Origin of the sequence: Polynucleobacter sp. UB-Tiil-W10 (assembly GCF_018881605.1) — a bacterium.
Taxonomy (GTDB): Bacteria; Pseudomonadota; Gammaproteobacteria; order Burkholderiales; family Burkholderiaceae; genus Polynucleobacter.
The window spans coordinates 327,621-351,026 of sequence record NZ_JACVPZ010000001.1 but is presented as its reverse complement, the minus strand read 5'-3'; the positions used below and the strand labels follow the sequence as shown (position 1 = coordinate 351,026).

Below are 23,406 nucleotides of genomic sequence, written 5' to 3'. Positions count from 1 at the left end.
ATAAATTTGCTATTGAGGATTTTGGCTTATGACAACAGGATACATAACTCATCCAGACTTTCTGAAACATGAGATGGGAAGCCATCATCCAGAGTGTCCAGAACGAATTCAGGCGATTAATGACCAACTGATACGCAGTGGCGTCGATCGTTTTTTACATCATTTGGATGCGCCATTAGCAACTGAGGATCAACTTGAGTTGGTGCATAGTCCTGACCATGTTTCTTTCGTGCGGGATCGTGCTCCTGAGAGCGGGTATTTCATGCTCGATGGCGACACCATCATGAATCCCCATACCTATAGAGCTTCACTCAGGGCTGCTGGTGCCGCAATTGCAGGTGTAGATGCCGTCATGAAAGGCGAGGTTGAGAATGTTTTTTGTGCAGTAAGACCCCCGGGACATCATGCAGAGCCAACTCGCTCTATGGGTTTTTGCGTATTTGATAACGTAGCTATTGCGGCAAGATATGCCATGGAAACCTATGGCATTGAGCGCGTCGCTATTATTGATTTTGATGTACATCATGGCAACGGTACGGAAGCCGCTTTTTTCAACGACCCTAATGTCTTGATGTGTAGCTTCTTTCAACATCCTTTCTACCCATATAGCGGACTTGATCACGCGACCAATATGGTGAATGTGCCATTACCTGCGGCTACTCGTGGTGATGTAGTGCGCTCGATCGTAGAAGAGCGATGGTTGCCTGCCTTGCGTAATTTTGAGCCTGAATTGCTTATTATTTCAGCGGGCTTTGACGCTCACCGAGAAGACGATTTAGGTCAGATGGGTTTAGTGGAGGACGACTACGCTTGGATCACCAATCGCCTAAAAGTGATTGCTAATGATTATGCGCAAGGGCGCATTGTGAGTTGCTTGGAAGGGGGTTATAACCTTTCTGCGCTTGGTCGCAGCGTTGTGGCCCACATTAAGGCATTGGCAGATATTTAATAAATCACGTTTAGTAAAACTGAAATCGAAAGCTGAAGATGGCAAATATTTATGAACAAGGTTTGGATCGTAATCCAGCCAACTACACCCCAATTACGCCGCTCTTATTTTTAGAGCGCTCGGCAGAAGTCTATCCCAATAAAACTGCCATTATTCATGGGAAGTTGCGTCAGTCTTGGAGGCAAACTTATGAGCGTTGCCGTCGCTTGGCCAGCGCTTTGCAAAAGCATGGCATTGGTTTGGGTGATACGGTTGCAGTGATGTTGCCCAATACCCCTCCAATGGTAGAGGCGCACTTTGGTATCCCCATGGCGGGCGCAGTGTTAAATGCACTCAATACGCGTTTGGATGCAGAGTCAGTTGCTTTTATGCTGAATCATGGCGAAGCAAAAGTAGTCATTGTTGATCCTGAGTTTTCAGGGGTGATGAAAAAAGCCCTCGAGATTGCTAAGAAAGATTCTGGCCGTGATTTTGTAGTAATTGATGTTGAGGAAAAAGAATTTGATGTGCCGGGTGAGAAGTTGGGAACTCTCACTTATGAGAAATTGCTTTCTGAAGGCGATCCCAATTATGCATGGCAGGTACCTGTGGACGAGTGGCAAGCAATTTGCTTGAACTACACCTCTGGCACTACTGGTAACCCCAAGGGCGTGGTGTATCACCATCGAGGCGCTGCAATCAATGCCGTTTCAAATGTGCTGGACTGGGATATTAATAAGCATCCCATCTATCTCTGGACACTGCCAATGTTCCATTGCAATGGCTGGTGTTTCCCGTGGACGATCGCTGCTCGCGCTGGCGTCAATGTGTGTTTACGTCGGGTAGATGCGCAACATATTTTTGCTGCTATCAAAGAGCATGGCGTGACTCATTACTGCGCAGCGCCTATTGTGCATAACTTATTGGTCAATGCGCCAGATGAGATGAAGCTAGGTGTCCCCACCGGCGTCAAAGGTTTGATTGCAGGCGCTGCTCCCCCCGCCTCCATTATTGAAGGTATGGAAAAGTTAGGATTTGATTTAACTCATGTCTATGGTTTAACTGAAACCTATGGTCCGGCAGCTGTGTGCGTCAAACAAGATGAATGGAATGATGTAGATATCGGTGAGCGTGCTCGTTTAAATGCTCGCCAAGGTGTGCGTTATCACCTGCAACAAGCGATTGCCGTTTTAGATCCAGAAACAATGCAGCCAGTTCCAGCTGATGGTGAAACCATGGGCGAAATTATGTTCAAGGGCAACATTGCCATGAAGGGTTACTTAAAGAATGACAAAGCAACCAAAGAGTCTTTTGAGGGTGGCTGGTTCCACTCGGGCGACTTGGCTGTGATGAACCCAGATGGTTATGTGAAGATGAAGGATCGCAGTAAAGACATCATTATTTCTGGAGGGGAAAATATCTCCTCTGTAGAAGTTGAAGATGTACTCTATCGCCACCCAGCAATTAATGCTGCTGCAGTTGTTGCCAAGCCCGATCCCAAGTGGGGTGAAACGCCTTGCGCTTTCCTGGAAATTAAACCGGGCTCAGAAGTGACGGCCGAGGAAATTATTGCCCACTGCAAGCAGCATTTGGCTGGCTTTAAGGTTCCCAAAGCCATTGTGTTCTGTGAGCTACCAAAGACCTCGACTGGCAAAATTCAGAAGTTTGAGTTGCGTAAGCAGGCTGGATCTGCCACCGCTATTGATGTCTAGAGCTAGGTCTTGAGGGCGGATAAAATAGATCGTTAACCATTATTGAGAATTGCAAATGAAAATCTTAGTAGCTGTAAAGCGCGTAGTCGATTACAACGTCAAAATTCGGGTGAAATCGGATAACTCTGGCGTTGATTTGGCAAATGTCAAAATGAGCATGAACCCTTTTGATGAGATTGCAGTAGAAGAAGCGGTGCGCTTAAAAGAGGCGGGTGTGGCAACTGAGATAGTTGTAGTGACTGCTGGCGCAACACAGTGTCAAGAAACTCTGCGTACTGCATTAGCAATTGGCGCAGACCGTGCAATCCTTGTGGAATCCGATGCGGACTTACAGCCTTTAGCAGTTGCGAAGATTCTCAAAGCGCTCTCTGATAAAGAGCAAGCGCAAATCATCATCCTAGGAAAGCAAGCGATTGACGACGATAGCAACCAAACTGGTCAAATGTTAGCAAGCCTAATGGATGTTCCGCAGGCGACGTTTGCGTCGAAGGTTGTTATTGCGGATGGTAAGGCAACCGTTACTCGCGAAGTCGACGGTGGTCTAGAAACGATTGCCCTGTCTTTGCCGGCGGTGATTACTACTGACTTGCGTTTGAATGAGCCGCGTTATGTGACTTTGCCTAACATCATGAAGGCCAAGAAAAAAACCATTGATATTGTTAAACCAGAGGACTTGGGCGTAGATATTGCCCCACGTCTCAAAACACTCAAAGTCGAAGAGCCCCCTAAGCGCTCTGCTGGCGTAATGGTTGCTGATGTAGCAGCCCTTGTAGAAAAACTCAAAAATGAAGCGAAGGTGATCTAAATGGCCGCACTTGTTATTGCTGAACACGACAATCAATCTTTAAAGGCAGCAACACTAAATGCTGTAGCAGCTGCTTTGCAATGCTCTCCAGAGGTGGATGTGTTCGTTGCTGGTAGCGGTTCTGATGCTGCCGCAGCTGCAGCAGCTCAAATTGCAGGCGTACGTAAGGTGATTCAAATTGATGCGGCTAATCTAGCTGATCAATTGGCTGAACCTTTGGCTGCGCAAATTCTCTCTATTGCAAGCAACTACAGCCATATCCTTGCCCCTGCAACCGCTAATGGGAAGAACGTATTGCCACGCGTTGCTGCTAAGTTAGATGTGGCTCAGTTATCTGACATTACCAAAGTGATCTCTGCTGATACTTTTGAGCGTCCGATCTATGCGGGTAATGCTATTGCGACTGTGCAAAGTGGCGATCCAATCAAGGTGATTACCGTACGCACCACTGGTTTTGATCCAGTGGCTGCTACTGGTGGTTCAGCTGCTGTAGAAAAAGCAGCTGCCGCTGATAGCAAAGCACAGTCATCTTTTGTTGGTCGTGAGCTCACTAAATCTGATCGTCCAGAGCTGACTGCTGCCAAGATTATTGTTTCTGGTGGACGTGGCTTGGGCTCTGGTGAAAAGTATCAGGAGCTCATTGCGCCATTGGCTGATAAGTTAGGCGCTGCTTTAGGTGCCTCGCGTGCTGCAGTAGATGCAGGCTACGTGCCAAACGACTATCAAGTAGGACAAACTGGCAAGATTGTGGCCCCACAACTCTACATTGCTGTTGGTATCTCTGGTGCTATCCAGCATTTGGCAGGCATGAAAGATTCCAAAGTCATTGTTGCAATTAATAAAGACCCGGAAGCGCCTATCTTTAGTGTTGCTGATTATGGTCTTGTGGCTGATCTGAATACTGCCGTACCCGAATTAACAAAAGCACTTAGTTGATTAATGAAGTATCAAGCTGAATAAAGAGGAGTTGGAATGCCATACGTAGCCCCAGTGAAAGATATGCTGTTTGTAATGAATGAATTAGCTGGGCTCTCAGATGTCGTTGCCTATCCTTCATACGCTGAAGCTGGTGCAGATGTAGATTTAGCGCCTGCAATTTTGGAAGAGTCGGCTAAATTTAATCAAGATGTAGTTGCGCCTCTCAACTGGGTTGGCGATCAAAAACCTAGCTCCTTAAAAGATGGGGTAGTTACAACTACGCCAGGTTTTAAGGAGGCGTTTGAACAATTTGCAGCAGCTGGTTGGCAAGGCGTCGTACATCCCTCTGAATTCGGTGGTCAAGGCCTACCAAAGCTGATTGCTACTGCTTGCTTTGAAATGGTTCACTCAGCTAGCCTGTCATTTGCTTTATGCCCAATGCTAACGGATGGTGCTATCGAAGCACTTCTCACTGCTGCGAGCCCAGAACTACAGACACAATATGTTCCGAAGATGATTTCAGGAGAGTGGACTGGCTCTATGTGTTTGACTGAGCCACAAGCTGGCTCCGACTTATCGATGGTTCGCTCACGTGCTGTTCCTGAGGGCGATGGAACCTACAAGATCTTTGGCACCAAAATTTACATCACCTATGGTGAGCACGATATGGCTAAGAATATTATCCATTTAGTGCTGGCAAGAACGCCTGATGCGCCAGAGGGTGTAAAAGGAATTTCCTTGTTTGTAGTGCCTAAGTTCTTGGTGAATGCCGATGGTTCATTGGGTGAGCGTAATGATGTTCATTGTGTTTCGATTGAACATAAGCTGGGTATTAAAGCGAGTCCAACAGCCGTTCTGCAATTTGGTGATCATGGCGGTGCAATTGGCTACTTAGTTGGTGAAGAAAACCGCGGTCTTGAATACATGTTCGTGATGATGAATGCCGCTCGTTTTGCGGTAGGCATGCAAGGTATTGCTGTAGCAGAACGTGCCTATCAAAAGGCGGTTCAGTACGCTAAAGATCGCGTACAAAGTCGTGACTTAGCGGGTTCACCTGGGCCAGTAGCGATTATTCATCAACCTGATGTGAAGCGCATGCTCATGACAATGCGCGCCTACACAGAAGCATCTCGCGCATTAGCTTACTATGCCGCTTCTGCATACGACGCGCAGCATGCTGCTCCTGATGAAGCTGTTCGCAAAACGAATCAAGCGATATATGAATTTTTAGTCCCCATCGTCAAAGGCTTCTCTACCGAAATGTCGATTGAAGTGGCTAGCTTAGGCGTTCAAGTTCACGGCGGCATGGGTTTTATTGAAGAAACTGGCGCAGCACAACACTACCGTGATGCCCGCATCTTGACGATTTATGAAGGTACCACCGCAATACAGGCGAATGACTTGGTTGGCAGAAAAACAGTACGTGATGGTGGAGCAATTGCAAAAGAGCTTTCCCAAAGAATCGCCGCTACAGAAAAAGACTTGGCCGCAAGTGGAAGTGATGATGCTAAAGCAGTGCTTAAACAACTTACTTTGGCACGTACTGCATTTGAACAAGCAGTTGCTTACATTGTGGCGAATGCAAAGACTGACATCAAGGCTGTCTATGCTGGTAGCTTTGCCTACTTACGCTTATCTGGCTTAGTGCTGGGTGGCTGGCAAATGGCTAGAGCACTTTTAGCTTCGGAACGTTTGCGTGATGGTGATCCAAAATTCTATGATGCAAAGATTGCGACAGCGCGTTTCTTTGCTGAGAATCTTATGCCTCAGACTCAGGCCCTTGCTACTTCGATTGTGGAAAGTGGCTACTCTACCAACGCTCTTGAAGTGGAGCAGTTTTAAGGGCAATAAAAAACCGCTTCAAAGAGCGGTTCAAGCAAAAGCAAAGCTATCCGCAATTACTGGGATAGCTTTTTTGCTTCATGAATTTGAGAAATAAAGAATTGCTCAAAAGAGACGGCTAAAAAAGTCATCATCACGCCGGCACCAAAGACTAGGGAAAAAATCACCGTTAAGATAACTGGCCATCCAGAGCGACTGCGTCGATGCTCTTCAATGCCAGGATTAAATTGCGCATCCCATTTCTCATCTAGGCGAAGACCGAAGGCAATGGTGGTAAGCCAACTTGCTTCAATAGCGATGAAGCCGAAGGTGATGAGTACCCATCCTGGCGCTGAATGAAAGTGAGCATCTTTGAGAATGAACCAACCCGCTGCGCCCCCAATGATGGCAAATAACTGAACCCATCCCCAAAAAGATTTAAGTCCTTGCAGATAAAAGCAGTTGAGTCCGCTGCCGGGGAGGATTAGTCCAAGTGCGCAAAATAGAAATTTGGATTTTTTCATGAGTCTTTCAGTGGTGTTGCAATTGAATGATTAAACGCTAATTTTTTATTTATTCGTAATTGGCTTTTGGGTAAAGCTCAATACTTCACGGTCTGTGCCAATCATCAGTAATTGATCACCATTGCGCACAATACTGCGATAGTCATTTAATTCGTAGAGGAAATCATTTTCTAATTCCATGCGCTGTGGGCTGCAGGCCATCTTGGTGCTAGCGATTTGCTTAAGAGAAAAGCCGCGAGAGTCTTCATCCAGCGATGCCGTAAAGCGATTGCATCCGGTGGAGCCGCTGAGGCGTTGGCCATTAGCGTCAAAAATGATTTGTATGGGGTTGCTGGCATCGCCTTGAGGAATCTGGCGTGTGCGCACCTCTCCATTGCTATTGGGAGGTAAATTCCAGCGGGTGAGTTCCCATTTCGTATTTTTGAGTTCGCTGCTTGGGGGGCTGATTTTGGCGCCACAAGGAGGAATCACGTTGGCACAGCCGACTAAAAATCCAAGACCTAGGCAGGAAAACGTCAGAAAGAGTCTATTTAGAGGCAATCTGATGGAGTCTGAAAGGCAGAATTTAAGGGCCATATTTACCTAAGTTATTGATTTTAATGTAATATTTAATAAAGTACCTGCTCTATTCTACTGGCTTGGCTACTTAAATAGGTGGAAGAAGTAGGGGTTTTCGTCTAGAATATGAGGTTTTCCGCTCTACCGTATCTTTATTTGGTGAGCTGGAGCCCAAGATTTTTTGTAGAAATTTCATTGGGTTGTAATCAACCTGTTTTCATTTTAGATTTTAAGGAATAAGTATGGTCGTCATTCGACTGGCACGCGGCGGTTCTAAGAAGCGCCCTTTTTACAGCATCGTTGCTACTGATAAGCGCAACCGTCGTGACTCGAACTTTATCGAGCGTATTGGTTATTTCAATCCACAAGCAGCCGCATCTGAGCAAGCAATGCGTATTGCTCAAGATCGTTTGACTTATTGGACTGGTGTTGGCGCGCAAATCTCCCCAACAGTAGTTCGTTTGATCAAAAATAATCCAGCTGTTTAATGTCCAATTGCTAAAGACTTCATCGATGTGGTGGAGTTTTTAGTGGCAGGATTTTTAGTAGTTTTATTCCGGGAAAATAAGGTGGCTTACAGATGAGTACACCTTCCTTGAATGATTTGATTGAACTTGGCGCCATATCTGAGGCACAAGGTTTGCAGGGTCAAGTGAAGGTAAGACCTCACTCATCAGAGCCTGTAGCACTTCTCTCTTCTAAGTCGATTTGGTTATCTCTTATCCCACGTAGGGATGCGGGTGTTTCTGCGTCTCAAGCACAGGCATCACTGACGCAGTACAAAGTCAAGAGCGCCAAGATGCATAGCGGTAATGTTGTAATGACATTGGAGGGTGTTACAGATCGTGATCAGGCACTTGCCTTAAAGGGTTCACGTATCTTAGTAGCTCGCGATGCTTTTCCAAAAGAGGAAAGTGATTCGTATTACTGGGTAGATTTGATTGGATGTAATGCGGTCAATTTGCAAAGTGAAGCACTCGGTGAGGTGATTGATGTCACCGAAAATGGTGCTCATGGTGTCATTGCTATTGGTGATGCGCCAACAAAGACGATCAAGTATTTGGTTCCGTTTGTAAAAGAAGTAGTGCAAAACGTCGACCTACCAAATAAAACAATTACCCTTGATTGGCAGTCTGACTGGCAATAAGAGTTCTTAGATCAATTTCAAAAATAATTACCGATATGCGCTTTGATGTTGTCACTTTGTTTCCAGAGATGTTCTCTGCTTTAACGCAGTGGGGCATTACAGGTCGCGCTTGTGAACAATCGCTTGCTAGTGTTCATCTGTGGAATCCCCGAGATTTTTGTTCCGATCCCCGTAAAACAGTGGATGATCGTGCCTATGGTGGTGGTCCTGGGATGGTAATGATGGCCAAACCCTTGGAAGACACAGTTGCCGGAATAAAAGCATCCCATGAGTCAGCGGGGATCAAAAGTGGACCAATTTGCTTATTGGCACCTCAGGGTGAGCGCTTTTCTCAGAAGATGGCGACAGATATTCTGAATTATGGAAATTTAAGCTTTATTTGTGGGCGTTATGAGGCTATAGACCAGCGTTTTGTCAATCGAAACGTCGATTTACAGCTTTCTATTGGGGATTTTGTGGTTTCTGGCGGAGAAATACCCGCCATGGCCATGATGGATGCGGTCATTAGACTTATTCCAGGGGCGCTTGGAGATGGTGAATCCGCCACTCAGGACAGCTTTATGAACGGTCTTTTGGACTATCCCCACTACACCAGGCCCGAAATATATGAAAATTTATCGGTGCCGGACGTGCTTTTAGGCGGACATCACGCTAAAATAGCAGATTGGCGTCGGCAGAAGTCTTTAGAGCTGACGTTCAGGTTAAGGCCGGACTTAATTGAATCGGCCAGAGCCAAAGGGTTGCTAACCCGAGAAGATGAACAATTTCTTCGCTCGCTGTAAATACTATTAGTAGTGTGCGGTAGTGAAAAAGGAGTTTGGTTTTTGGTTTAGTGAAATTGTTTTAACTGCATCCTCTATTAGGTCCGTTGATTTAAATCTCGGGATTAAACGCTAATACGATGTTTAAGGATTAAAAATGAATTTAATTGAAAAAATTGAGCAAGAAGAAATTGCTCGCTTAAGTGCTAATAAAGTATTGCCAAGCTTTGCTCCTGGCGACACTGTAATTGTTAGCGTAAACGTAGTTGAGGGTACACGTAAGCGTGCCCAGGCCTTTGAAGGCGTTGTGATTGCTAAGCGTAATCGCGGACTCAATTCAAGCTTTATCGTTCGTAAGATTTCTTCTGGCGAAGGTGTAGAGCGTACTTTCCAAACTTACTCACCATTGATCGCTGGTATTGAAGTGAAGCGTCGCGGTGATGTGCGTCGCGCTAAGTTGTATTACTTGCGTGATCGTTCAGGTAAGTCTGCACGTATTAAAGAGAAGCTTCCTGCCCGTAAGGTAGCAGTAGCAGCTCCAGCCGCAGAATAAATATCGGCTCGAAATAAAAAAGGCGGCCTCGGTCGCCTTTTTTGTTGCCTTAGAATATGAAGATGGCAAAGACCTCAACACCTGAAGACAATGCAATGAATGTTGCTGCGCCTCCAGGATTTGATGCGCAAGCCATTCCGATTCATCAGGTATGCGCTGATGAGAAGAAGGTTGCAAAAGAATTTCTGGAGCCATCGGGCTTGAGGGCGCGACTTCAATCGCCGCCGCAATGGGAGCCAGAGATTACTGATGAAAACCGTCATGTGATTGCGGCCGATATTATTGCTAAGCGTCAGGTGGCTGGAAAGGTTACTAGAGCAGCAGTACTCATACCCCTTCTTTTGAAAGAAGAGGGCCTCTCAGTACTGCTGACGCAAAGAACCAATCATTTGCGGGATCATGCGGGGCAGATTAGCTTTCCAGGGGGTCGCATGGATCCTGAGGATCAAAGCCCAAATGACACGGCTTTGCGTGAAAGCAAAGAGGAGATCGGCTTAGACCCTGAGCGAGTCGAGATTATTGGTCACTTGCCTCAGTATTTAACAGTTTCTGGCTATAGCGTTACACCAGTAGTAGGATTAGTACAAGCTCAGGCAGAATATGTCTTGGATGAGTTTGAGGTAGCCGATATATTTGAGGTGCCCCTGAGTTTTTTGTTAGATCCCGCCAATCATCAGGTCAGATTGTGGCAAAGTGAGCAGGGTGGACGACGTTTTTATTCAATGCCTTATGAGAACCGCTTTATTTGGGGTGCCACTGCGGGAATGTTGCGTAACCTTTATCATTTATTAAAAGTATGACTTTCTTTTCTATTCTCTTCGCTCTCATTGCTGAGCAATATCGCCCGGTAACTTCAAATCATTGGATTGCGCGTGTATGCGCTCGCTGGTTAGATTGGGTTGCCTCTGAATTCGGTGGCAAGACCGAAGAAGGTGCAAGTCCTGTGGGTGCTCGTATCGCCTGCTTAGTGGCCTTCGTACTGCCAACCTTTCTAGTCTTTATTGTGTATGTCACTTGCATGGTGACTTATCCAATCCTGGGTTTCATTTGGAACGTCGTCATTGCCTATTTATTTTTTGGCTTCCGTCAGTTCAGCCATTCTTTTACTGCGGTTCATGAAGCGATCGCAGTTCATGATTTACCCGCAGCTCGCGCTGCCTTGGGTGAGTGGTATGGCCCAGAGTTAGATACTGCAAACCTTAGCGAGACAGAGGTCATCTCTTTAGCCCTAGAGCGTGCCATCATCGGTTCGCATCACCATGTCTTTGGTGTGTTGTTCTGGTTCATGATGCCAATGGGCCCTGCGGGTGTTGTGCTGTATCGCTTGGCTGATATCGCTGCGCAACGATGGTCTGAGCGAGGCGACTTCAACCTAAGTGATTCAGCTCGTCATTTCTTCTACGTTTTGGATTGGGTTCCTGCGCGCATTACTGCAATGGGCTTTGCTATCGTTGGCAACTTCGAAGGCGCTGTATATGGTTGGCGTTATCTCACGCAAAAATGGTCAGACTCTTTGTCTGCTGTAATTTTGGCGGCAGGTAGTGGCGCTCTTGGCGTTCGTTTGGGTGAGCCTATGAGTGAACCCGATAGCGATGAGGCCTTACGTATGGCAGAAGCAGGTGAACCCGTAGTGTATGAGGTGGGTCTTGAGCCAACCGAGCGTACGATGCGCTCTGCAGTGGGGTTAGTGTGGCGCTTGGTTATCGCTTGGATGGCTTTGTTGCTAATGCTGACCATCGCTCTTTGGCTTGGCTAATTCCCTGGATTTGTACATCAGCTGTTTTTGAATCTGAGTGTAGCTGTCTAAATAGCGTCAGTCTTTCTGGCGCTATTTCATTTTTGTCTACTGCTTCGCGAACAGCGCAATCGGGTTCAGATAGATGGGCGCAGTTATGAAAGCGGCACTTTCCTAATAGGTCTTTAAATTCTCTAAAGGCATGCTGTAATTCACTCACAGACATGTGAGCTAAACCAAATTCTTGAAAGCCCGGCGAATCAATCAGGGCGCCAAGCTTACCAGTCGCATCTCTTCCCCATACCTCAGGTAATTCAAAATAGCGACAAGCAGTAGTGGTGTGTTTGCCAGTATCTAAGCGCACTGAATACTCTTGTGTAAGAGCGGCTGCATTTGGAATCCAAGCATTGAGGAGGCTGGATTTACCCATGCCAGACTGGCCCACAAAGACGGAGACTTTGCCCTGCAGCGCAGAACGTAATGCATCAATAGAGGCTGGATCAAACTTGGCAGAGACTTCACTCACTTGATAACCCATGCGCGCGTAGGGCGCGATGATTTTACGAGCATGCTCAATATTATCTTTGAGGTCGCACTTATTTAGCAGAATATGTAAGCCAATCTGATTAGCTTCTGCAGCCACTACTGCTCTACCCAAAAGATCTGGCGAGAAAGCGGGTTGTGTTGCAAGTACCACTAGGATTTGATCAACGTTGGATGCAATCAGCTTGCTCTTAAATGCATCTGACCGATAGAGAAGATTTTCTCGAGGTTCAATTTGGATGATGCGCGCTTGATCGGCTGAAGTCATCTCCAGCAACATGCGATCGCCTACTGCGCCGATGTGTTGTTTGGCTGGTGTGCTCACTTGAATCAATGGACCATCAGGCGATTCCTGCCCGCTTGCATCAGCGATCAAACGCTGCGCTAAATAATGCCTTCCGTAGGAGGCAATCAGTAGCGCATGAAACTGCTCCATCGTTATGAGCTAAACCGTTGTAAGTTGGCAATACGTAATGGGGCTGGCGGATGCGAACTATAAAAAGCGGTGTAGATCGGATCAGGCGTTAAGGTTGATGCATTGTCTTGATATAGCTTCACTAGCGCAGTAATTAAAGCTTTAGCGGACGATTTCTCAGCAGCAAATCCATCGGCTTCATATTCATGCTTGCGCGACGCTAGACTAGACAGTGGCGTAAAGAAAAAGCTAAACACGGGAGAGACCAGCATAAAGAGCGCCAATGCCAGACCACCGTTGTAGCCATTGAGGTTGGGCATGACACCTAAGTCTGTGTAAAACCAAACCTTGGTACTGACCCAGCCCAAGAGGGCAAGCATGGCAAAGCTCAAGGCGAATGAGACCAAGAGGCGTTTGCGAATATGTTTGCATTTGAAATGACCAAGCTCATGCGCGAGCACTGCCTCCACTTCGCCTGGATTGAGCTTCTCAATTAAGGTATCAAAAAATACAATGCGTTTGGCTTTACCCATGCCTGCAAAGAAGGCGTTGCCATGAGCGCTGCGCTTACTGCCATCCATGACAAAGAGTCCTTGGCTAGCAAAGTCACAACGTTTGAGTAATGCTTCAATCTGATTCTTTAAGGGACCATCTTCTAATGCTTGAAATTTATTGAAAAGCGGAGCAATAAATGTTGGGAAGATCCACTGCATAAGCAAGCTAAACACAGTCAATACGATCCATGCCCACAGCCACCATAAGTCTCCTGCTTTGGCCATCAAGGTCAATATGACCCAGAGTAGTGGAACACCTATCGCACCACCTACCCCCATGCCTTTAATCATGTCGGAGAAGAATAGCTTCTTCCCCATACGGTTAAAACCGAAGCGCTCCTCTAGATGAAACTGCTTGTACCAAGAGAAGGGGATATCAATAATGCCGGAGATGATCACAATTGAAACGAGCAGGGCTATTTGCTGGGCAATACCTTCGCCTAAAAATTGAAGTAATGCCATATTCAGAATCTGTAAACCACCTAATAAGGTGAAGCCAATTAAAATAATGGCGCTTACACCATTTTCTAAAATGCCTAGGCGTAATTTAGCGATGGTATAGTCAGCCGCTTTTTGATGTTCAGCTAAAGTGACCTTTTCAACAAAATCTGCAGGGACGGCATCTCGATGCTGCGCCACATAGCGAATTTGACGTTGGGAGAGCCAGTGGCGTAAGCCAAAACTAGCAATAAAAGCGATTAGAAAAATAATTGTAAATGTCATGAGATCATTATAGATATGAGCGAGCAAACGAACACAGCAGCAACTAAGGTGGCGCCAGCCAATGAACACCTCATTTGGGTGGATATGGAGATGTCGGGTTTAAACCCAGAAACCGAACGGATTCTGGAAATTGCCATCATTGTGACTGACGCCCATCTCAACACCATCGCCACAGCCCCTGTTTGGGTGGTGCATCAAGATGATGTGGTTTTAGATGCAATGGACGCCTGGAATAAGGGTACCCATGGCCGCTCTGGTTTGATTGATAAGGTGAAAGCATCGACTTTGGATGAGGCAACCGTGGAGGCCGAGTGCATCGCCTTTCTGAAAAAATATATTAAGGCAGGTATTGCTCCGATGTGTGGCAATACGATTGGGCAAGACAGACGCTTTATGGCCAAGTACATGCCAAAGTTAGAGGCCTACTTTCATTATCGGAACATTGACGTGTCTACTTTGAAAGAGCTTTGTAAGCGTTGGCATCCTGAGTTGGTGAAGGGCTTTACTAAGAATCAGGCTCACACCGCTTTAGCAGACATTGAGGAGTCGATTGAAGAGCTTAAGTACTACCGCGAGAAGTTTATTGTGCCTCTGCCTCAGTGATTCGCTAGACGCCTCGAAATCAAAAGGTCCGCAATACGGACCTTTTCTTTATTGGCTTAAACGAATTAAGCCCCAGATTTCTTAATGGCGCTCTTCGGTCTGAAGACTTTAATGATTGTTTCATCGGTTTCGATATAGGGGCCGCCAATCAGATCGATGCAGTAGGGCACTGCGGCAAAGATGCCGGGAACAATTGATTTGCCGTTTTCATCCTTAAGACCTTCCAACGTCTCTGCAATCGCTTTGGGTTGTCCCGGGAGATTGATTACTAGGGCAGCATGACTATCGATTTCTCTAAGGACGGCGGTTTGCCGGGAGAGAATTGCGGTGGGTACGAAATTGAGGCTAATTTGACGCATTTGTTCGCCAAACCCAGGCATTTCACGTGTTCCGGCTTCGCGGGTAGCCTCGGGGGTGACATCTCTTCTAGAGGGGCCAGTGCCGCCTGTAGTGAGCACTAGATCGCATCCGAGCTCATCTACCAGCTCGACGATCGTCTCGGTAATGCTTTCAGACTCGTCTGCAATGAGTCGCTCATGAAAAGCGCAGGGATTATTGATGGCCTTCATAAGCCATGCCTGTAGGGCAGGAATACCTTCATCCTGATAGACGCCTTTGCTGGCTCGATCTGAGATGGAAATAAGGCCGATTTTGACCTCGTTTGGGCTATTTCGCTTTAGGGCTTCTGTATGCTTCATGTTTCTATTCTAGCTATTATTAGGACATGTTTACATACACATCCAATCAGTTTCAAGAAATCATTGATTTCATGCTCAAAGAGGCCAAAAGAAGGGGTGCCTCAGATGCCGTAGCCGAGGTTTCGGAGGGGCAGGGGCTATCCGTCACCGTTCGTAAGGGTGAGGTCGAGACCATCGAGCAAAGCTTAGATAAGCAGGTCGGGGTTACTGTATTTCTGGGTCACCATCGCGGCAATGCCAGCACAAGTGATTTTTCTAAAGAGTCTTTGAAGGCTACGGTAGATGCTGCTTATCACATTGCACAACACACTGCAGAAGATCTGTGTGCGGGTCCTGCTGAAGCTAAGCTCCTAGAAAAAAATCCACTTGATTTAGATTTGTTTCATCCATGGAATTTAGATGCTGCCCTTGCTGTGGAGATCGCACGTACTGCTGAGGGCGCTGCTTTTTCAGTGAGTAAACAAATTCAGAATAGTGATGGCGCATCAGTGTCAGCACATCATGCGCATTTCATGATGGGCACTTCGCACGGATTTATGGGTGGCTATCCATTTTCTCGACACTATATTTCTTGCGCGCCGATTGCAAGCGAGGGTGGTAAGAAGGCGCACATGCAACGCGATGATTGGTATTCCAGCTCTCGTATTCCTGAAGAGCTAGCTGATCCTGCTGCAATAGGAACTTATGCTGCACAGAGAGCTTTATCGCGTCTTAAAGCAAGATCTTTAACTACTCGACGTTGCCCAGTAATCTTTGAGGCGCCTTTGGCTGCAGGTTTATTAGGTGGTCTGGTACAGGCAGTCTCAGGTGGCGCCTTGTATCGACGCTCCAGCTTTTTGCTAGATAGTTTAGGTAAGCAAGTGTTACCAAAGCATGTCAGCCTATTTGAAGATCCGCATATGAAGTCGATGACGGGTAGCGCACCATTTGATGAAGAAGGCGTAAAAACTTCTGCTAGAACAGTGGTAGACAAAGGAGTATTAGAGGGTTACTTCTTGTCTACTTATTCTGCGCGTAAGTTAGGTATGAAGACCACTGGTAACGCTGGCGGTTCCCATCACCTCACTTTGCAAAGCAAGAAGACCCCCAAAGGCGGCTTACCTGCTTTGCTAAAAGAAATGGGTACCGGTCTACTGGTTACTGAATTAATGGGGCAAGGCGTCAATTACGTGACGGGCGATTATTCCCGCGGTGCCTTTGGCTATTGGGTGGAGAATGGTGAAATTCAGTACCCAGTTGAGGAAGTGACGATTGCTGGTAACTTGCGCGATATGCTGATGGATATTCAGCTCATTGGTAGCGATACACTGATCCGGGGCACCAAAGAAACGGGATCTATTTTGCTTGGCTCGATGACAGTTGGTGGAAAGTAAATATAGATCGAAGTATTTTTACAGGGAGACAATAATGCAAAGACGTTCATTTTTAAAGAATGCCACTATTGGAGCTGGAGCCGCAGCCTTAGCTGCCCCATCCTTCGCTCAAAGTTTGCCAACACTAAATTGGCGTCTAGTTTCAAGCTTCCCTAAATCGCTTGATACCCTATTTGGCACTCCAGAAGTTTTTGCTAATTCCTTACGCAAGGCGACTGATGGCAAATTTAATGTCAAGATATTTGCAGCGGGTGAGGTAGTACCAGCGCTTCAGGTGTTAGATGCCGTTCAAAACGGTACAGTGGAATGTGGACATACCGCTAGTTATTATTACCTTGGTAAAAACAGTGCTTTTATTTTCGATACCGCCGCACCATTTGGTATGACGGCTCGTCAGCAGTCTGCATGGATGCTTCACGGCAACGGTATGAAATTAATGCGTGAGCTCTATGCAAGTTACAACATTGTTAATTTTCTGGGTGGACAAACTGGTACGCAAATGGGCGGCTGGTTTCGGAAGGAGATTAAATCACCGGAAGACCTCAAGGGTCTGAAATTCCGGATTGCTGGTTTTGCTGGCCAAGTGCTTGCAAAACTCGGAGTTGTTCCACAACAACTTCCTGCTGGAGAAATTTATTCAGCTTTAGAAAAGGGCACGATTGATGCCGCTGAATTCGTTGGCCCCTATGATGATGAGAAATTGGGCTTGGCTAAGGTAGCAAAGAATTACTATTACCCCGCTTTCTGGGAAGGCGCTGCTGGACTTTCTTTCTTGGTAAACAAGAAGCAATGGGATTCTTTGCCGCCTTCTTATCAGGCAGCCTGGGAAGCCGCTTGTTTTGAGGCGCACACCGACATGTGCGCCAAGTACGATGCGCTCAATCCGCCTGCTTTACAACGCCTTTTGCAAAATGGGGCTGTTCTGCGTAAATTTAATAACTCTGTTTTAGATGCTTGCTTTAAAGCAAGTCAAGAAACATACGCAGAAGAGTCTGCAAAGAATCCGCAATTCAAAAAGATTTTTGAGGACTATCGCGCTTTCAGAAACATGGAGGCTCAGTGGTTTAATGTGGCCGAGCAAGCATTTGCTCAATACAGTTTTAGTAAGAAACTTTGAGATTAAAGTTCTCAGCTAAAAGGGCTCCTAGTGAGCCCTTTTCTTTGGAGTGATCTCACCTCCACGATCTATTAGGGGCTACACTGAAGCGATGAATATCTCACATTGCTTCGCATGAATTTCACTGCAATATGGATTCGTCTTAAACAACATCCCTTATCTCGAGTTGGCCCCGGATTGGTGACGGGTGTTGCTGATGATGATCCCAGTGGAATTGTTACGTATTCTCAGGCGGGAGCGCAGTTTGGTTTAAATATGTTGTGGACAATGCCATTTGCATACCCCCTAATGTCGACGATTCAGGTCCTGTGTGCACGTATTGGGAGGGTAACGGGGCGCGGCTTATCGGCCAACATGAAGATTGCCTTTCCTCCTGTAGTGCTGATAACTCTCGTATTGCTGTTATTGATTGCAAATGTCCTGAACATTGCCGCTGATATTGCTGCGATGGGAGAAGTTGCGCAGTTAGTGACGGGCGTTAATTGGCACATCATGACTGGCGTTTTTGTGTTGGTGACCCTAGGTTTACAAATATTGATTCCATATCGTCACTACGTTTTCTTTTTGAAGTGGCTCTCTTTGTCATTGTTGGCTTATGGGGCAGTACTCTTTACTGTGCATATTCCTTGGGGTGATGTTCTCTGGAGTACTTTTTTCCCGCAGCTTAGTTGGAGTGCGGAATCAGCTGCGGTTGTTGTCGGCATTTTTGGGACCACTATCAGCCCCTATTTATTTTTTTGGCAATCATCCCAAGAAGTGGAGGACATGAACTTGCGTGGCGAGCCCAGTCTGATGAATTGCAAAAATAATGAAGAAGTCAAAAGAGAGCTCGGAAGAATTCATTGGGATACCTGGAGCGGCATGTTGTACTCAAATGTTGCTGCGTATTGCATTATTCTTGCCACAGCAGTAACTCTACATGCGGCCGGTATACATGATATTAATACTGCCGCCCAAGCTGCATCAGCACTCAGACCTCTTGCGGGTGAATTTACTTTTCTTCTTTTTGCGCTTGGAATATTGGGCGTAGGTCTGATGGGCGTTCCTGTGCTTGCAGGTTCGGCTGCCTATGCCTTATCTGAAGTATTTGGTTGGCGCTCCAGTTTGGAAGACTCGGCGGCTCAAGCAAGCAAGTTCTACGCCATCATTGCGTTTAGTGTTTTGGGCGCCCTAGCAATTCAATACTCACCTATTAGCCCTATGAAGGCTTTGTTTTGGAGTGCGGTGATTAATGGCATTGTTGCTGTACCTTTGATGGTGGCTATTATGGTTTTATCGTCAAAAGAATCTGTAATGGGTATCCATGTGGCTACCTTAAGCATGAGGATCCTAGGATGGTTAGCAACAGGCTTTATGGCTATGGCTGCTACCTATTTATTCATTGCTTGGTAAGATCATCGGATGTTTGATTTTGCTATTACTTCGCTAGCCCAGTCTTTTCATGCGCATTCGCTTGTATTTTTTGTGTGCGCCGTGATCAGCGTCATCATTCTTGGCGTATCTAAAAGTGGCTTTGGCGCAGGGCTTGGCATTCTTTCTTTGCCGTTAATGGCAAGTCAATCCAGTATTAACGAGGCTTTGGCAATTTTGTTGCCACTCTTGATTGCAATCGACTTGGTAGGTATGCGTCGCTTTATTCGTAATGCAAATTGGCGCATTCTGAAGATCATTACCCCGCCCGCAATAGTGGGTCTTCTATTGGGAATGTTTTTCTTTACCGCTATCACGCCAAAAGTCTTAACGCTCTCGATTGGTATATTTACCCTACTCTTTTTAATCCAGAATCTCGCTATGTCCCACATGGATATGAAGGAGACAAAGTCCTATCCATGGCTTGGGCGCGTAATGGGCCTAACGTCTGGTTTTACTTCCTTTGTTGCGCATATTGGTGGGCCACCAATTACGGTGTATATGCTTCGAGAAAAGCTCTTGCCGATGGTCTATACCTCAACCTTGGGGATCTTTTTCATGTTCATTAATTTTGGCAAGTTAGGCCCCTATGCCTATTTGGAATTGCTGAATTACCGGCAACTGGCAACCTCAATCATCTTGTTACCTTGCGTGCCGGTAGGGGTCTACTGCGGCTTTTACCTTGCCAAAAGAATCTCTATGAAATGGTATTACCGCTCAGTAAGATTCTTTTTACTGATTGCCAGTATCAAGCTCATTACGGATGGACTTATTTAGCTATCAATACTTCTTGTAAGAAGCGTGAAATATCCATGAGCTCTTCAGGATTAACGGAGTGCTCCATCGGATACTCATTCCAATCCACTGAATAACCCATGTTTTCTAATAAGGCATGAGACGCTTGAGCGCGATCAAGAGTGACCACAGGGTCGTAAGTTCCATGCGCCATAAAGATGGGTGTATTGGAATTAGCCGCATGCTTTTCAATATTGGCAGTCATTGCTAGGGGTAAGTAGCCTGATAAAGCCATAATGCCTGCAAGCTTGTGTGGAAAGCGCAATCCAACCTGTAGAGCCATTGCACATCCTTGTGAAAATCCGGCCAAAACAATCTTGTCATAAGCAATACCACGCCCAGCTTCTTTTTCAATTAATTGAACAATGGCCGCAGCAGATCGATGAATGCCTGCAGCATCTTCTTGATCCATGAGGTTTCTGCCGATGATGTCATACCAAGCTGGCATTACGTAGCCGCCATTGACTGTGACTGGCATGCTTGGTGCACTTGGAAAGACAAAGCGAATTCCAGGGCATCCGGTCAGCTTTAGTTCGGGAACGATCGGTACAAAGTCATTGCCATCTGCACCAAGGCCATGGAGCCAGATAACGGCTGATGTTGGGTTTGGGCTAGTTTCTAATTCAATACAAGGAAGCATATTTATTTTCTCAACAGTATGTTCAGCCGATAATAATCGACTCCTATAGACTTCTTATTTTAAGTTGATATCTAGTGGAGCCCTTGCAGGGGAGATATTCGCAGTAACTACAGGAAAAGGGCGGATGTTGGTTAAATAGCCTGAAATGGATTCCACTTTAATAAAACTCAGGTGTAATATGTTTTATTAGCTTGATCTGGATAAAGAAGGGTTGCAATGAAACCGTTTTATATCGACTACTCCCAAGAGAAGATTGAAGAACATCAGCACGCATATCGATGCCTTCATTGCAAAATCCCGACCACCATTATTTTTGGTTTATTAGAGAATCATGCAAAAGATTGCTCCTACCGAATTCAACAAAGTAAATGGACTCAGTTGGAAGCAGGGCTTAGGCCTCACAAGACACATTTTGATGAACCCCATATTGACGAGGTGGATTGATGAAAACATATCCCATTGCTTTGGAGTTAACTGTTTGGGAGGATCTCGGTCTGAACCAATACGAGGTGACGATCGACGAGGCCTCCAAGATTTCGATTAAGCGCACGGATGATGTACTCCGTTCTCGAGAGCTCACTGGTAATGAGATAAGTACATTGATTGCTGCCATAGAGTCCCTAAGGGTGCCCGTTAGCGAAGAACCTGAGGGTGGCCAGAGCAATAAAACCTCTGGGAGTTATGAGTTAATCGTTGAGTCTGCCCATTTCTCTTTGGAGTTTAATTGGGAAGATGTCGATATAAGTGGCGTGAATGCAAAAGCATTTACATCTGTTTCAGCATTGGCTGCTGTAGTGGTGAGTCTAGATTTAGCCCATTGAAATTGGAGCTAAGCCTCCATCACAATAAACTCTCCTAGAGATACTCTTTCTCTAAATTGGGAGAACGAAAAGAGTGCCTTTATTTTTCGAGTATTAATTACCTCAATCTTTCCGTCTGGCGTGAGGTTGGCAAGATAGTCGCCCTCAGGAAATAGGGCTTCGGGAATACTTTCTGTCTCAAGTATTTGGGCTGGTAAAACCAGACTCTTGGTAATTTTGATCCGCATGACCCATCATAAGTATTAAGAATTAGAACGATATTTTGTTTTGCACAGTTTCAAAATCACATGCACCAAAGAGGGGTTAAGCAGGAAAATCCCAAATAGCGATTACTAAATGCCTTGAAAGCCTGTTTGAAGGAAATGATGCAAATATTGGCACTAAAGTAGGGCATGCAAAAATTGAAATCCATTCTGTGATGCTTCGAAGGGCTACTCATCAGTCGATATTGCGCGCGACACATGTTCTGGAATCAGCACTACTCCCAGTGCATTAGGGATGGCTTTAATTGAAACTATTGGTGTTGAGCCTCGGACTGAACCATAAATCGTTGCAATTGAGGTGTCGGCTGCATCCCTGCCAGTACCCAGCCTGACAAATCCCATTGGGATTGCTATGCCGGATGGGTCAAAAATATACCAGCGACCATCAAGATATACCTCCACGTAGGCATGAAAGTCAGTGGGCCCAAGTATTGGGTCTGAGCCATAGTCAATTCCGGTAACGAACCTTGCTGGGATGTTAAGCGCTCTGCACAAGGCAATCATTAAGTGGGCAAAGTCACGACATACACCAGTTTTACTAAGATAAGTATCAATCGCGGTAGTGTGCTCTGTCGAGGTGTTATTACAAAAGCTGACGTGATTTGTGACCCAATCTTGAATTGCTTGAACACGGCTATAGCCATGAATCATATTGCCGAATGTTTTAACGGCAATATCTTTAATGAAATCTGATTGGCAATATCTGCTTGGGTATAAATAGATCAATATCTCCCCAGGAAGATCGCTAATGGGCGTTTCATATATTTGGCTGGGTATTGCGGTGTAGTGGTCGAGATCGACCACGCACGCGTATGCCAGATTTAATATACCGGGCACCCCTTTAAGACGAAGCAATCTAAGATGAGTTCTCTTGTCAATATAGCTTGCTAAAGGGATGTCTTGATTCACGCTGAGAGACTCACTGACAATGAATTGATGATTCGTTTGACTCGCTTGAATAATGAAAATGAAATCGCTTCCAGGGGAGTCAATTTCATAATTCAGGTTTATGGAAAACTCAAGTCTGATCAAGTGTGCTTTCTTGCGTAGTCATCCGTATTAGGAATTCGAATGACATAGGGATTAAAAAATTAATGCTACAAAAGGCAATCTCACTTCATTTTGGCGGATTCACCTAAGCAAATCCTATGATTTGAAAAGAATTAAGGTTGATTAGGCTGGACTTAATCTCATCATATTTTCATCAATCTCAGATTGGGTGCTTAGGCCTCAATTAGTGGAGTTAAAAATTAAAGCACTTGATTGAGTTTAAGTTACTCAATAAAGGAAGAGTAAATTTTTCGATTTTGTAGATAGCAGCTACAGGAAGCCGCCATCAAAGAGGGGCGGTTCAGTATTTTCATTTCACCTCGGCGATATTCAATCAGACCATTTCTTTTAAATTCTGCAGCCGCAGTAGTGATACCAACGCGTCTCACACCTAGCATTAAGGATATGAACTCATGAGTCATCAGAAAGGTTGAGGACTGAGCGCGATCCTCGCTCATTAAGAGCCACTTTGCTAGTCGTGGGCCAATCTCATGGAAGTGTTCACAAGCGGCCGAAAGGCTTAGCTGTTTAATTCTGACAGCCATGTACGAGAGAATAATTTTCTTTACTTCTGTATGGCTATTCATTATTTCCAGGAAAGCTTCTTTTTCTATTTTCCACGCATTACCGGAGCCTTGAACAAGGGCTCCAAACAGGTTCTTTTGAATATCGAAGGCAATCTCTGCGCCTAGGACGCCTTCTCTACCGATCATTCCAATTTCTAGGGGCGGGTGTTGATCAAGACTTTGCACTAATGATACAAATCCATCCGTTGGAAAGTAGATGAATTGAATAGGCTCATCTTCGACGCAGATAATTTTCGATAAAGTAAGCTCAATAAGCTCACCTTTTTGAAAAATGAATTCTTGGATCCTTTTTGGGAGCAATTCAATCAAGCTATTCTTATTCATCTACGTCACCTCAGTGTTGCGCACACAT

At 45.7% G+C, this 23,406-nt stretch carries 27 protein-coding genes; 18 read left to right on the top strand and 9 right to left on the bottom strand.

From position 1 onward, the window contains the following. Positions 1–28 precede the first annotated feature (28 nt). The 5 genes from ICN33_RS01695 to ICN33_RS01675 are packed head-to-tail and all read left to right on the top strand — an operon-like array spanning position 29 to position 6,205. Positions 29–949, top strand: coding sequence for a histone deacetylase family protein (locus tag ICN33_RS01695; RefSeq protein ID WP_216193959.1), 921 nt, complete (start codon positions 29–31; stop codon positions 947–949). 38 nt (positions 950–987) lie between these two features. After that, positions 988–2,640 (top strand): acyl-CoA synthetase, encoded by a 1,653-nt coding sequence (locus ICN33_RS01690; RefSeq protein WP_216193957.1) that lies wholly within the window; start codon positions 988–990, stop codon positions 2,638–2,640. Positions 2,641–2,695: 55 nt separating this feature from the next. Then, the gene (locus ICN33_RS01685) at positions 2,696–3,445 is read left to right on the top strand and encodes an electron transfer flavoprotein subunit beta/FixA family protein (RefSeq protein ID WP_216193955.1); all 750 of its coding nucleotides are present in this window, start codon (positions 2,696–2,698) and stop codon (positions 3,443–3,445) included. Continuing rightward, positions 3,446–4,381 (top strand): electron transfer flavoprotein subunit alpha/FixB family protein, encoded by a 936-nt coding sequence (locus ICN33_RS01680; RefSeq protein ID WP_216193953.1) that lies wholly within the window; start codon positions 3,446–3,448, stop codon positions 4,379–4,381. A 36-nt stretch (positions 4,382–4,417) separates the two neighbouring features. Continuing rightward, positions 4,418–6,205 carry an acyl-CoA dehydrogenase gene (locus ICN33_RS01675; RefSeq protein ID WP_216193951.1) on the top strand — a complete coding sequence of 596 codons (1,788 nt, stop codon included), beginning with the start codon at positions 4,418–4,420 and terminating at the stop codon, positions 6,203–6,205. Between the two features lie 56 nt (positions 6,206–6,261). On the opposite strand, the gene ICN33_RS01670 is transcribed toward ICN33_RS01675, so the two are convergent. Then, positions 6,262–6,708 (bottom strand): hypothetical protein, encoded by a 447-nt coding sequence (locus ICN33_RS01670; protein ID WP_216193949.1) that lies wholly within the window; start codon positions 6,706–6,708, stop codon positions 6,262–6,264. Between the two features lie 45 nt (positions 6,709–6,753). After that, entirely contained in the window at positions 6,754–7,284 is a 531-nt protein-coding gene (locus tag ICN33_RS01665; protein ID WP_255530516.1) for an META domain-containing protein, read from the bottom strand. Between the two features lie 224 nt (positions 7,285–7,508). On the opposite strand from ICN33_RS01665, the gene rpsP reads away from it, so the two are divergent. From rpsP to ICN33_RS01635, 6 genes are all read left to right on the top strand, one after another. Further along, positions 7,509–7,754 carry a 30S ribosomal protein S16 gene (rpsP, locus tag ICN33_RS01660; protein WP_071464813.1) on the top strand — a complete coding sequence of 82 codons (246 nt, stop codon included), beginning with the start codon at positions 7,509–7,511 and terminating at the stop codon, positions 7,752–7,754. 92 nt (positions 7,755–7,846) lie between these two features. After that, on the top strand, positions 7,847–8,413 hold the full coding sequence (rimM, locus tag ICN33_RS01655; RefSeq protein WP_216193947.1) for a ribosome maturation factor RimM: 567 nt from the start codon (positions 7,847–7,849) through the stop codon (positions 8,411–8,413). A 35-nt stretch (positions 8,414–8,448) separates the two neighbouring features. Beyond that, positions 8,449–9,195, top strand: a complete 747-nt coding sequence (gene trmD, locus ICN33_RS01650) for a tRNA (guanosine(37)-N1)-methyltransferase TrmD (protein WP_216193945.1) — start codon at positions 8,449–8,451, stop codon at positions 9,193–9,195. Between the two features lie 136 nt (positions 9,196–9,331). Further along, positions 9,332–9,727: a 50S ribosomal protein L19 gene (rplS, locus tag ICN33_RS01645; protein ID WP_216193943.1), complete on the top strand. Its 396-nt coding sequence runs from the start codon at positions 9,332–9,334 to the stop codon at positions 9,725–9,727. Positions 9,728–9,789: 62 nt separating this feature from the next. Beyond that, positions 9,790–10,527, top strand: coding sequence for a CoA pyrophosphatase (locus ICN33_RS01640; protein WP_216193941.1), 738 nt, complete (start codon positions 9,790–9,792; stop codon positions 10,525–10,527). Then, positions 10,524–11,483: a CobD/CbiB family protein gene (locus ICN33_RS01635; RefSeq protein WP_216193939.1), complete on the top strand. Its 960-nt coding sequence runs from the start codon at positions 10,524–10,526 to the stop codon at positions 11,481–11,483. The genes ICN33_RS01640 and ICN33_RS01635 overlap by 4 nt, the downstream gene beginning before the upstream one ends. Here ICN33_RS01635 and rsgA read toward each other — a convergent pair. After that, positions 11,428–12,441: a ribosome small subunit-dependent GTPase A gene (rsgA, locus tag ICN33_RS01630; protein ID WP_216193938.1), complete on the bottom strand. Its 1,014-nt coding sequence runs from the start codon at positions 12,439–12,441 to the stop codon at positions 11,428–11,430. The genes ICN33_RS01635 and rsgA overlap by 56 nt on opposite strands. Positions 12,442–12,443: 2 nt before the next feature. Next, a complete protein-coding gene (locus tag ICN33_RS01625) occupies positions 12,444–13,697 on the bottom strand; it encodes a M48 family metallopeptidase (protein ID WP_216193936.1) in 1,254 nt (417 codons plus the stop codon). A gap of 15 nt (positions 13,698–13,712) precedes the next feature. Between ICN33_RS01625 and orn the strand changes: the two genes are divergently transcribed. Continuing rightward, on the top strand, positions 13,713–14,300 hold the full coding sequence (gene orn, locus ICN33_RS01620) for an oligoribonuclease (protein WP_216193933.1): 588 nt from the start codon (positions 13,713–13,715) through the stop codon (positions 14,298–14,300). Between the two features lie 65 nt (positions 14,301–14,365). Here orn and mog read toward each other — a convergent pair whose 3' ends face one another. Continuing rightward, positions 14,366–14,998 (bottom strand): molybdopterin adenylyltransferase, encoded by a 633-nt coding sequence (gene mog, locus ICN33_RS01615; RefSeq protein WP_216193931.1) that lies wholly within the window; start codon positions 14,996–14,998, stop codon positions 14,366–14,368. A gap of 26 nt (positions 14,999–15,024) precedes the next feature. On the opposite strand from mog, the gene pmbA reads away from it, so the two are divergent. The 4 genes from pmbA to ICN33_RS01595 all read left to right on the top strand — a co-directional run bounded on the left by pmbA (position 15,025) and on the right by ICN33_RS01595 (position 19,675). Further along, positions 15,025–16,371: a metalloprotease PmbA gene (gene pmbA, locus ICN33_RS01610; RefSeq protein WP_216193928.1), complete on the top strand. Its 1,347-nt coding sequence runs from the start codon at positions 15,025–15,027 to the stop codon at positions 16,369–16,371. A 34-nt stretch (positions 16,372–16,405) separates the two neighbouring features. Beyond that, entirely contained in the window at positions 16,406–17,488 is a 1,083-nt protein-coding gene (locus ICN33_RS01605; protein WP_216193926.1) for a TRAP transporter substrate-binding protein, read from the top strand. A 114-nt stretch (positions 17,489–17,602) separates the two neighbouring features. After that, complete coding sequence (locus ICN33_RS01600) at positions 17,603–18,880, top strand: NRAMP family divalent metal transporter (RefSeq protein WP_216193924.1); 1,278 nt, start codon at positions 17,603–17,605, stop codon at positions 18,878–18,880. 9 nt (positions 18,881–18,889) lie between these two features. Next, positions 18,890–19,675, top strand: coding sequence for a sulfite exporter TauE/SafE family protein (locus ICN33_RS01595; protein WP_216193923.1), 786 nt, complete (start codon positions 18,890–18,892; stop codon positions 19,673–19,675). Here the strand turns inward: ICN33_RS01595 and ICN33_RS01590 are convergent. Continuing rightward, positions 19,668–20,333 carry an alpha/beta hydrolase gene (locus tag ICN33_RS01590; protein WP_216193921.1) on the bottom strand — a complete coding sequence of 222 codons (666 nt, stop codon included), beginning with the start codon at positions 20,331–20,333 and terminating at the stop codon, positions 19,668–19,670. The two genes, ICN33_RS01595 and ICN33_RS01590, sit on opposite strands and share 8 nt — an antisense overlap. Before the next feature lie 216 nt (positions 20,334–20,549). Here ICN33_RS01590 and ICN33_RS01585 point away from each other — a divergent pair, with 216 nt between their 5' ends. Continuing rightward, complete coding sequence (locus ICN33_RS01585) at positions 20,550–20,777, top strand: hypothetical protein (protein WP_216193919.1); 228 nt, start codon at positions 20,550–20,552, stop codon at positions 20,775–20,777. Then, positions 20,777–21,154, top strand: coding sequence for a hypothetical protein (locus ICN33_RS01580; RefSeq protein ID WP_216193917.1), 378 nt, complete (start codon positions 20,777–20,779; stop codon positions 21,152–21,154). The genes ICN33_RS01585 and ICN33_RS01580 overlap by 1 nt, the downstream gene beginning before the upstream one ends. Before the next feature lie 8 nt (positions 21,155–21,162). Here ICN33_RS01580 and ICN33_RS01575 read toward each other — a convergent pair whose 3' ends face one another. The 3 genes from ICN33_RS01575 to ICN33_RS01565 all read right to left on the bottom strand — a co-directional run bounded on the left by ICN33_RS01575 (position 21,163) and on the right by ICN33_RS01565 (position 23,378). Next, positions 21,163–21,381 (bottom strand): hypothetical protein, encoded by a 219-nt coding sequence (locus tag ICN33_RS01575; RefSeq protein ID WP_216193915.1) that lies wholly within the window; start codon positions 21,379–21,381, stop codon positions 21,163–21,165. A gap of 204 nt (positions 21,382–21,585) precedes the next feature. Further along, complete coding sequence (locus tag ICN33_RS01570; protein WP_216193913.1) at positions 21,586–22,449, bottom strand: transglutaminase family protein; 864 nt, start codon at positions 22,447–22,449, stop codon at positions 21,586–21,588. Between the two features lie 242 nt (positions 22,450–22,691). Continuing rightward, positions 22,692–23,378, bottom strand: coding sequence for a Crp/Fnr family transcriptional regulator (locus ICN33_RS01565; RefSeq protein WP_216193911.1), 687 nt, complete (start codon positions 23,376–23,378; stop codon positions 22,692–22,694). Positions 23,379–23,406: the final 28 nt, after the last annotated feature.

Bases quoted from the DNA above. Each gene is read 5' to 3' on its own strand.
- pmbA (WP_216193928.1), top strand. From the start codon at position 15,025: ATGTTTACATACACATCCAATCAGTTTCAAGAAATCATTGATTTCATG.
- ICN33_RS01580 (WP_216193917.1), top strand. From the start codon at position 20,777: ATGAAAACATATCCCATTGCTTTGGAGTTAACTGTTTGGGAGGATCTC.
- ICN33_RS01595 (WP_216193923.1), top strand. From the start codon at position 18,890: ATGTTTGATTTTGCTATTACTTCGCTAGCCCAGTCTTTTCATGCGCAT.
- rsgA (WP_216193938.1), bottom strand. From the start codon at position 12,441: ATGGAGCAGTTTCATGCGCTACTGATTGCCTCCTACGGAAGGCATTAT.
- ICN33_RS01680 (WP_216193953.1), top strand. From the start codon at position 3,446: ATGGCCGCACTTGTTATTGCTGAACACGACAATCAATCTTTAAAGGCA.
- ICN33_RS01600 (WP_216193924.1), top strand. From the start codon at position 17,603: ATGAATTTCACTGCAATATGGATTCGTCTTAAACAACATCCCTTATCT.
- ICN33_RS01585 (WP_216193919.1), top strand. From the start codon at position 20,550: ATGAAACCGTTTTATATCGACTACTCCCAAGAGAAGATTGAAGAACAT.
- ICN33_RS01640 (WP_216193941.1), top strand. From the start codon at position 9,790: ATGGCAAAGACCTCAACACCTGAAGACAATGCAATGAATGTTGCTGCG.
- ICN33_RS01670 (WP_216193949.1), bottom strand. From the start codon at position 6,708: ATGAAAAAATCCAAATTTCTATTTTGCGCACTTGGACTAATCCTCCCC.
- ICN33_RS01625 (WP_216193936.1), bottom strand. From the start codon at position 13,697: ATGACATTTACAATTATTTTTCTAATCGCTTTTATTGCTAGTTTTGGC.
- ICN33_RS01690 (WP_216193957.1), top strand. From the start codon at position 988: ATGGCAAATATTTATGAACAAGGTTTGGATCGTAATCCAGCCAACTAC.
- ICN33_RS01565 (WP_216193911.1), bottom strand. From the start codon at position 23,378: ATGAATAAGAATAGCTTGATTGAATTGCTCCCAAAAAGGATCCAAGAA.
- ICN33_RS01605 (WP_216193926.1), top strand. From the start codon at position 16,406: ATGCAAAGACGTTCATTTTTAAAGAATGCCACTATTGGAGCTGGAGCC.
- ICN33_RS01635 (WP_216193939.1), top strand. From the start codon at position 10,524: ATGACTTTCTTTTCTATTCTCTTCGCTCTCATTGCTGAGCAATATCGC.
- mog (WP_216193931.1), bottom strand. From the start codon at position 14,998: ATGAAGCATACAGAAGCCCTAAAGCGAAATAGCCCAAACGAGGTCAAA.
- ICN33_RS01665 (WP_255530516.1), bottom strand. From the start codon at position 7,284: ATGGCCCTTAAATTCTGCCTTTCAGACTCCATCAGATTGCCTCTAAAT.
- rpsP (WP_071464813.1), top strand. From the start codon at position 7,509: ATGGTCGTCATTCGACTGGCACGCGGCGGTTCTAAGAAGCGCCCTTTT.
- trmD (WP_216193945.1), top strand. From the start codon at position 8,449: ATGCGCTTTGATGTTGTCACTTTGTTTCCAGAGATGTTCTCTGCTTTA.
- ICN33_RS01695 (WP_216193959.1), top strand. From the start codon at position 29: ATGACAACAGGATACATAACTCATCCAGACTTTCTGAAACATGAGATG.
- ICN33_RS01675 (WP_216193951.1), top strand. From the start codon at position 4,418: ATGCCATACGTAGCCCCAGTGAAAGATATGCTGTTTGTAATGAATGAA.
- orn (WP_216193933.1), top strand. From the start codon at position 13,713: ATGAGCGAGCAAACGAACACAGCAGCAACTAAGGTGGCGCCAGCCAAT.
- ICN33_RS01575 (WP_216193915.1), bottom strand. From the start codon at position 21,381: ATGCGGATCAAAATTACCAAGAGTCTGGTTTTACCAGCCCAAATACTT.
- rimM (WP_216193947.1), top strand. From the start codon at position 7,847: ATGAGTACACCTTCCTTGAATGATTTGATTGAACTTGGCGCCATATCT.
- rplS (WP_216193943.1), top strand. From the start codon at position 9,332: ATGAATTTAATTGAAAAAATTGAGCAAGAAGAAATTGCTCGCTTAAGT.
- ICN33_RS01590 (WP_216193921.1), bottom strand. From the start codon at position 20,333: ATGCTTCCTTGTATTGAATTAGAAACTAGCCCAAACCCAACATCAGCC.
- ICN33_RS01685 (WP_216193955.1), top strand. From the start codon at position 2,696: ATGAAAATCTTAGTAGCTGTAAAGCGCGTAGTCGATTACAACGTCAAA.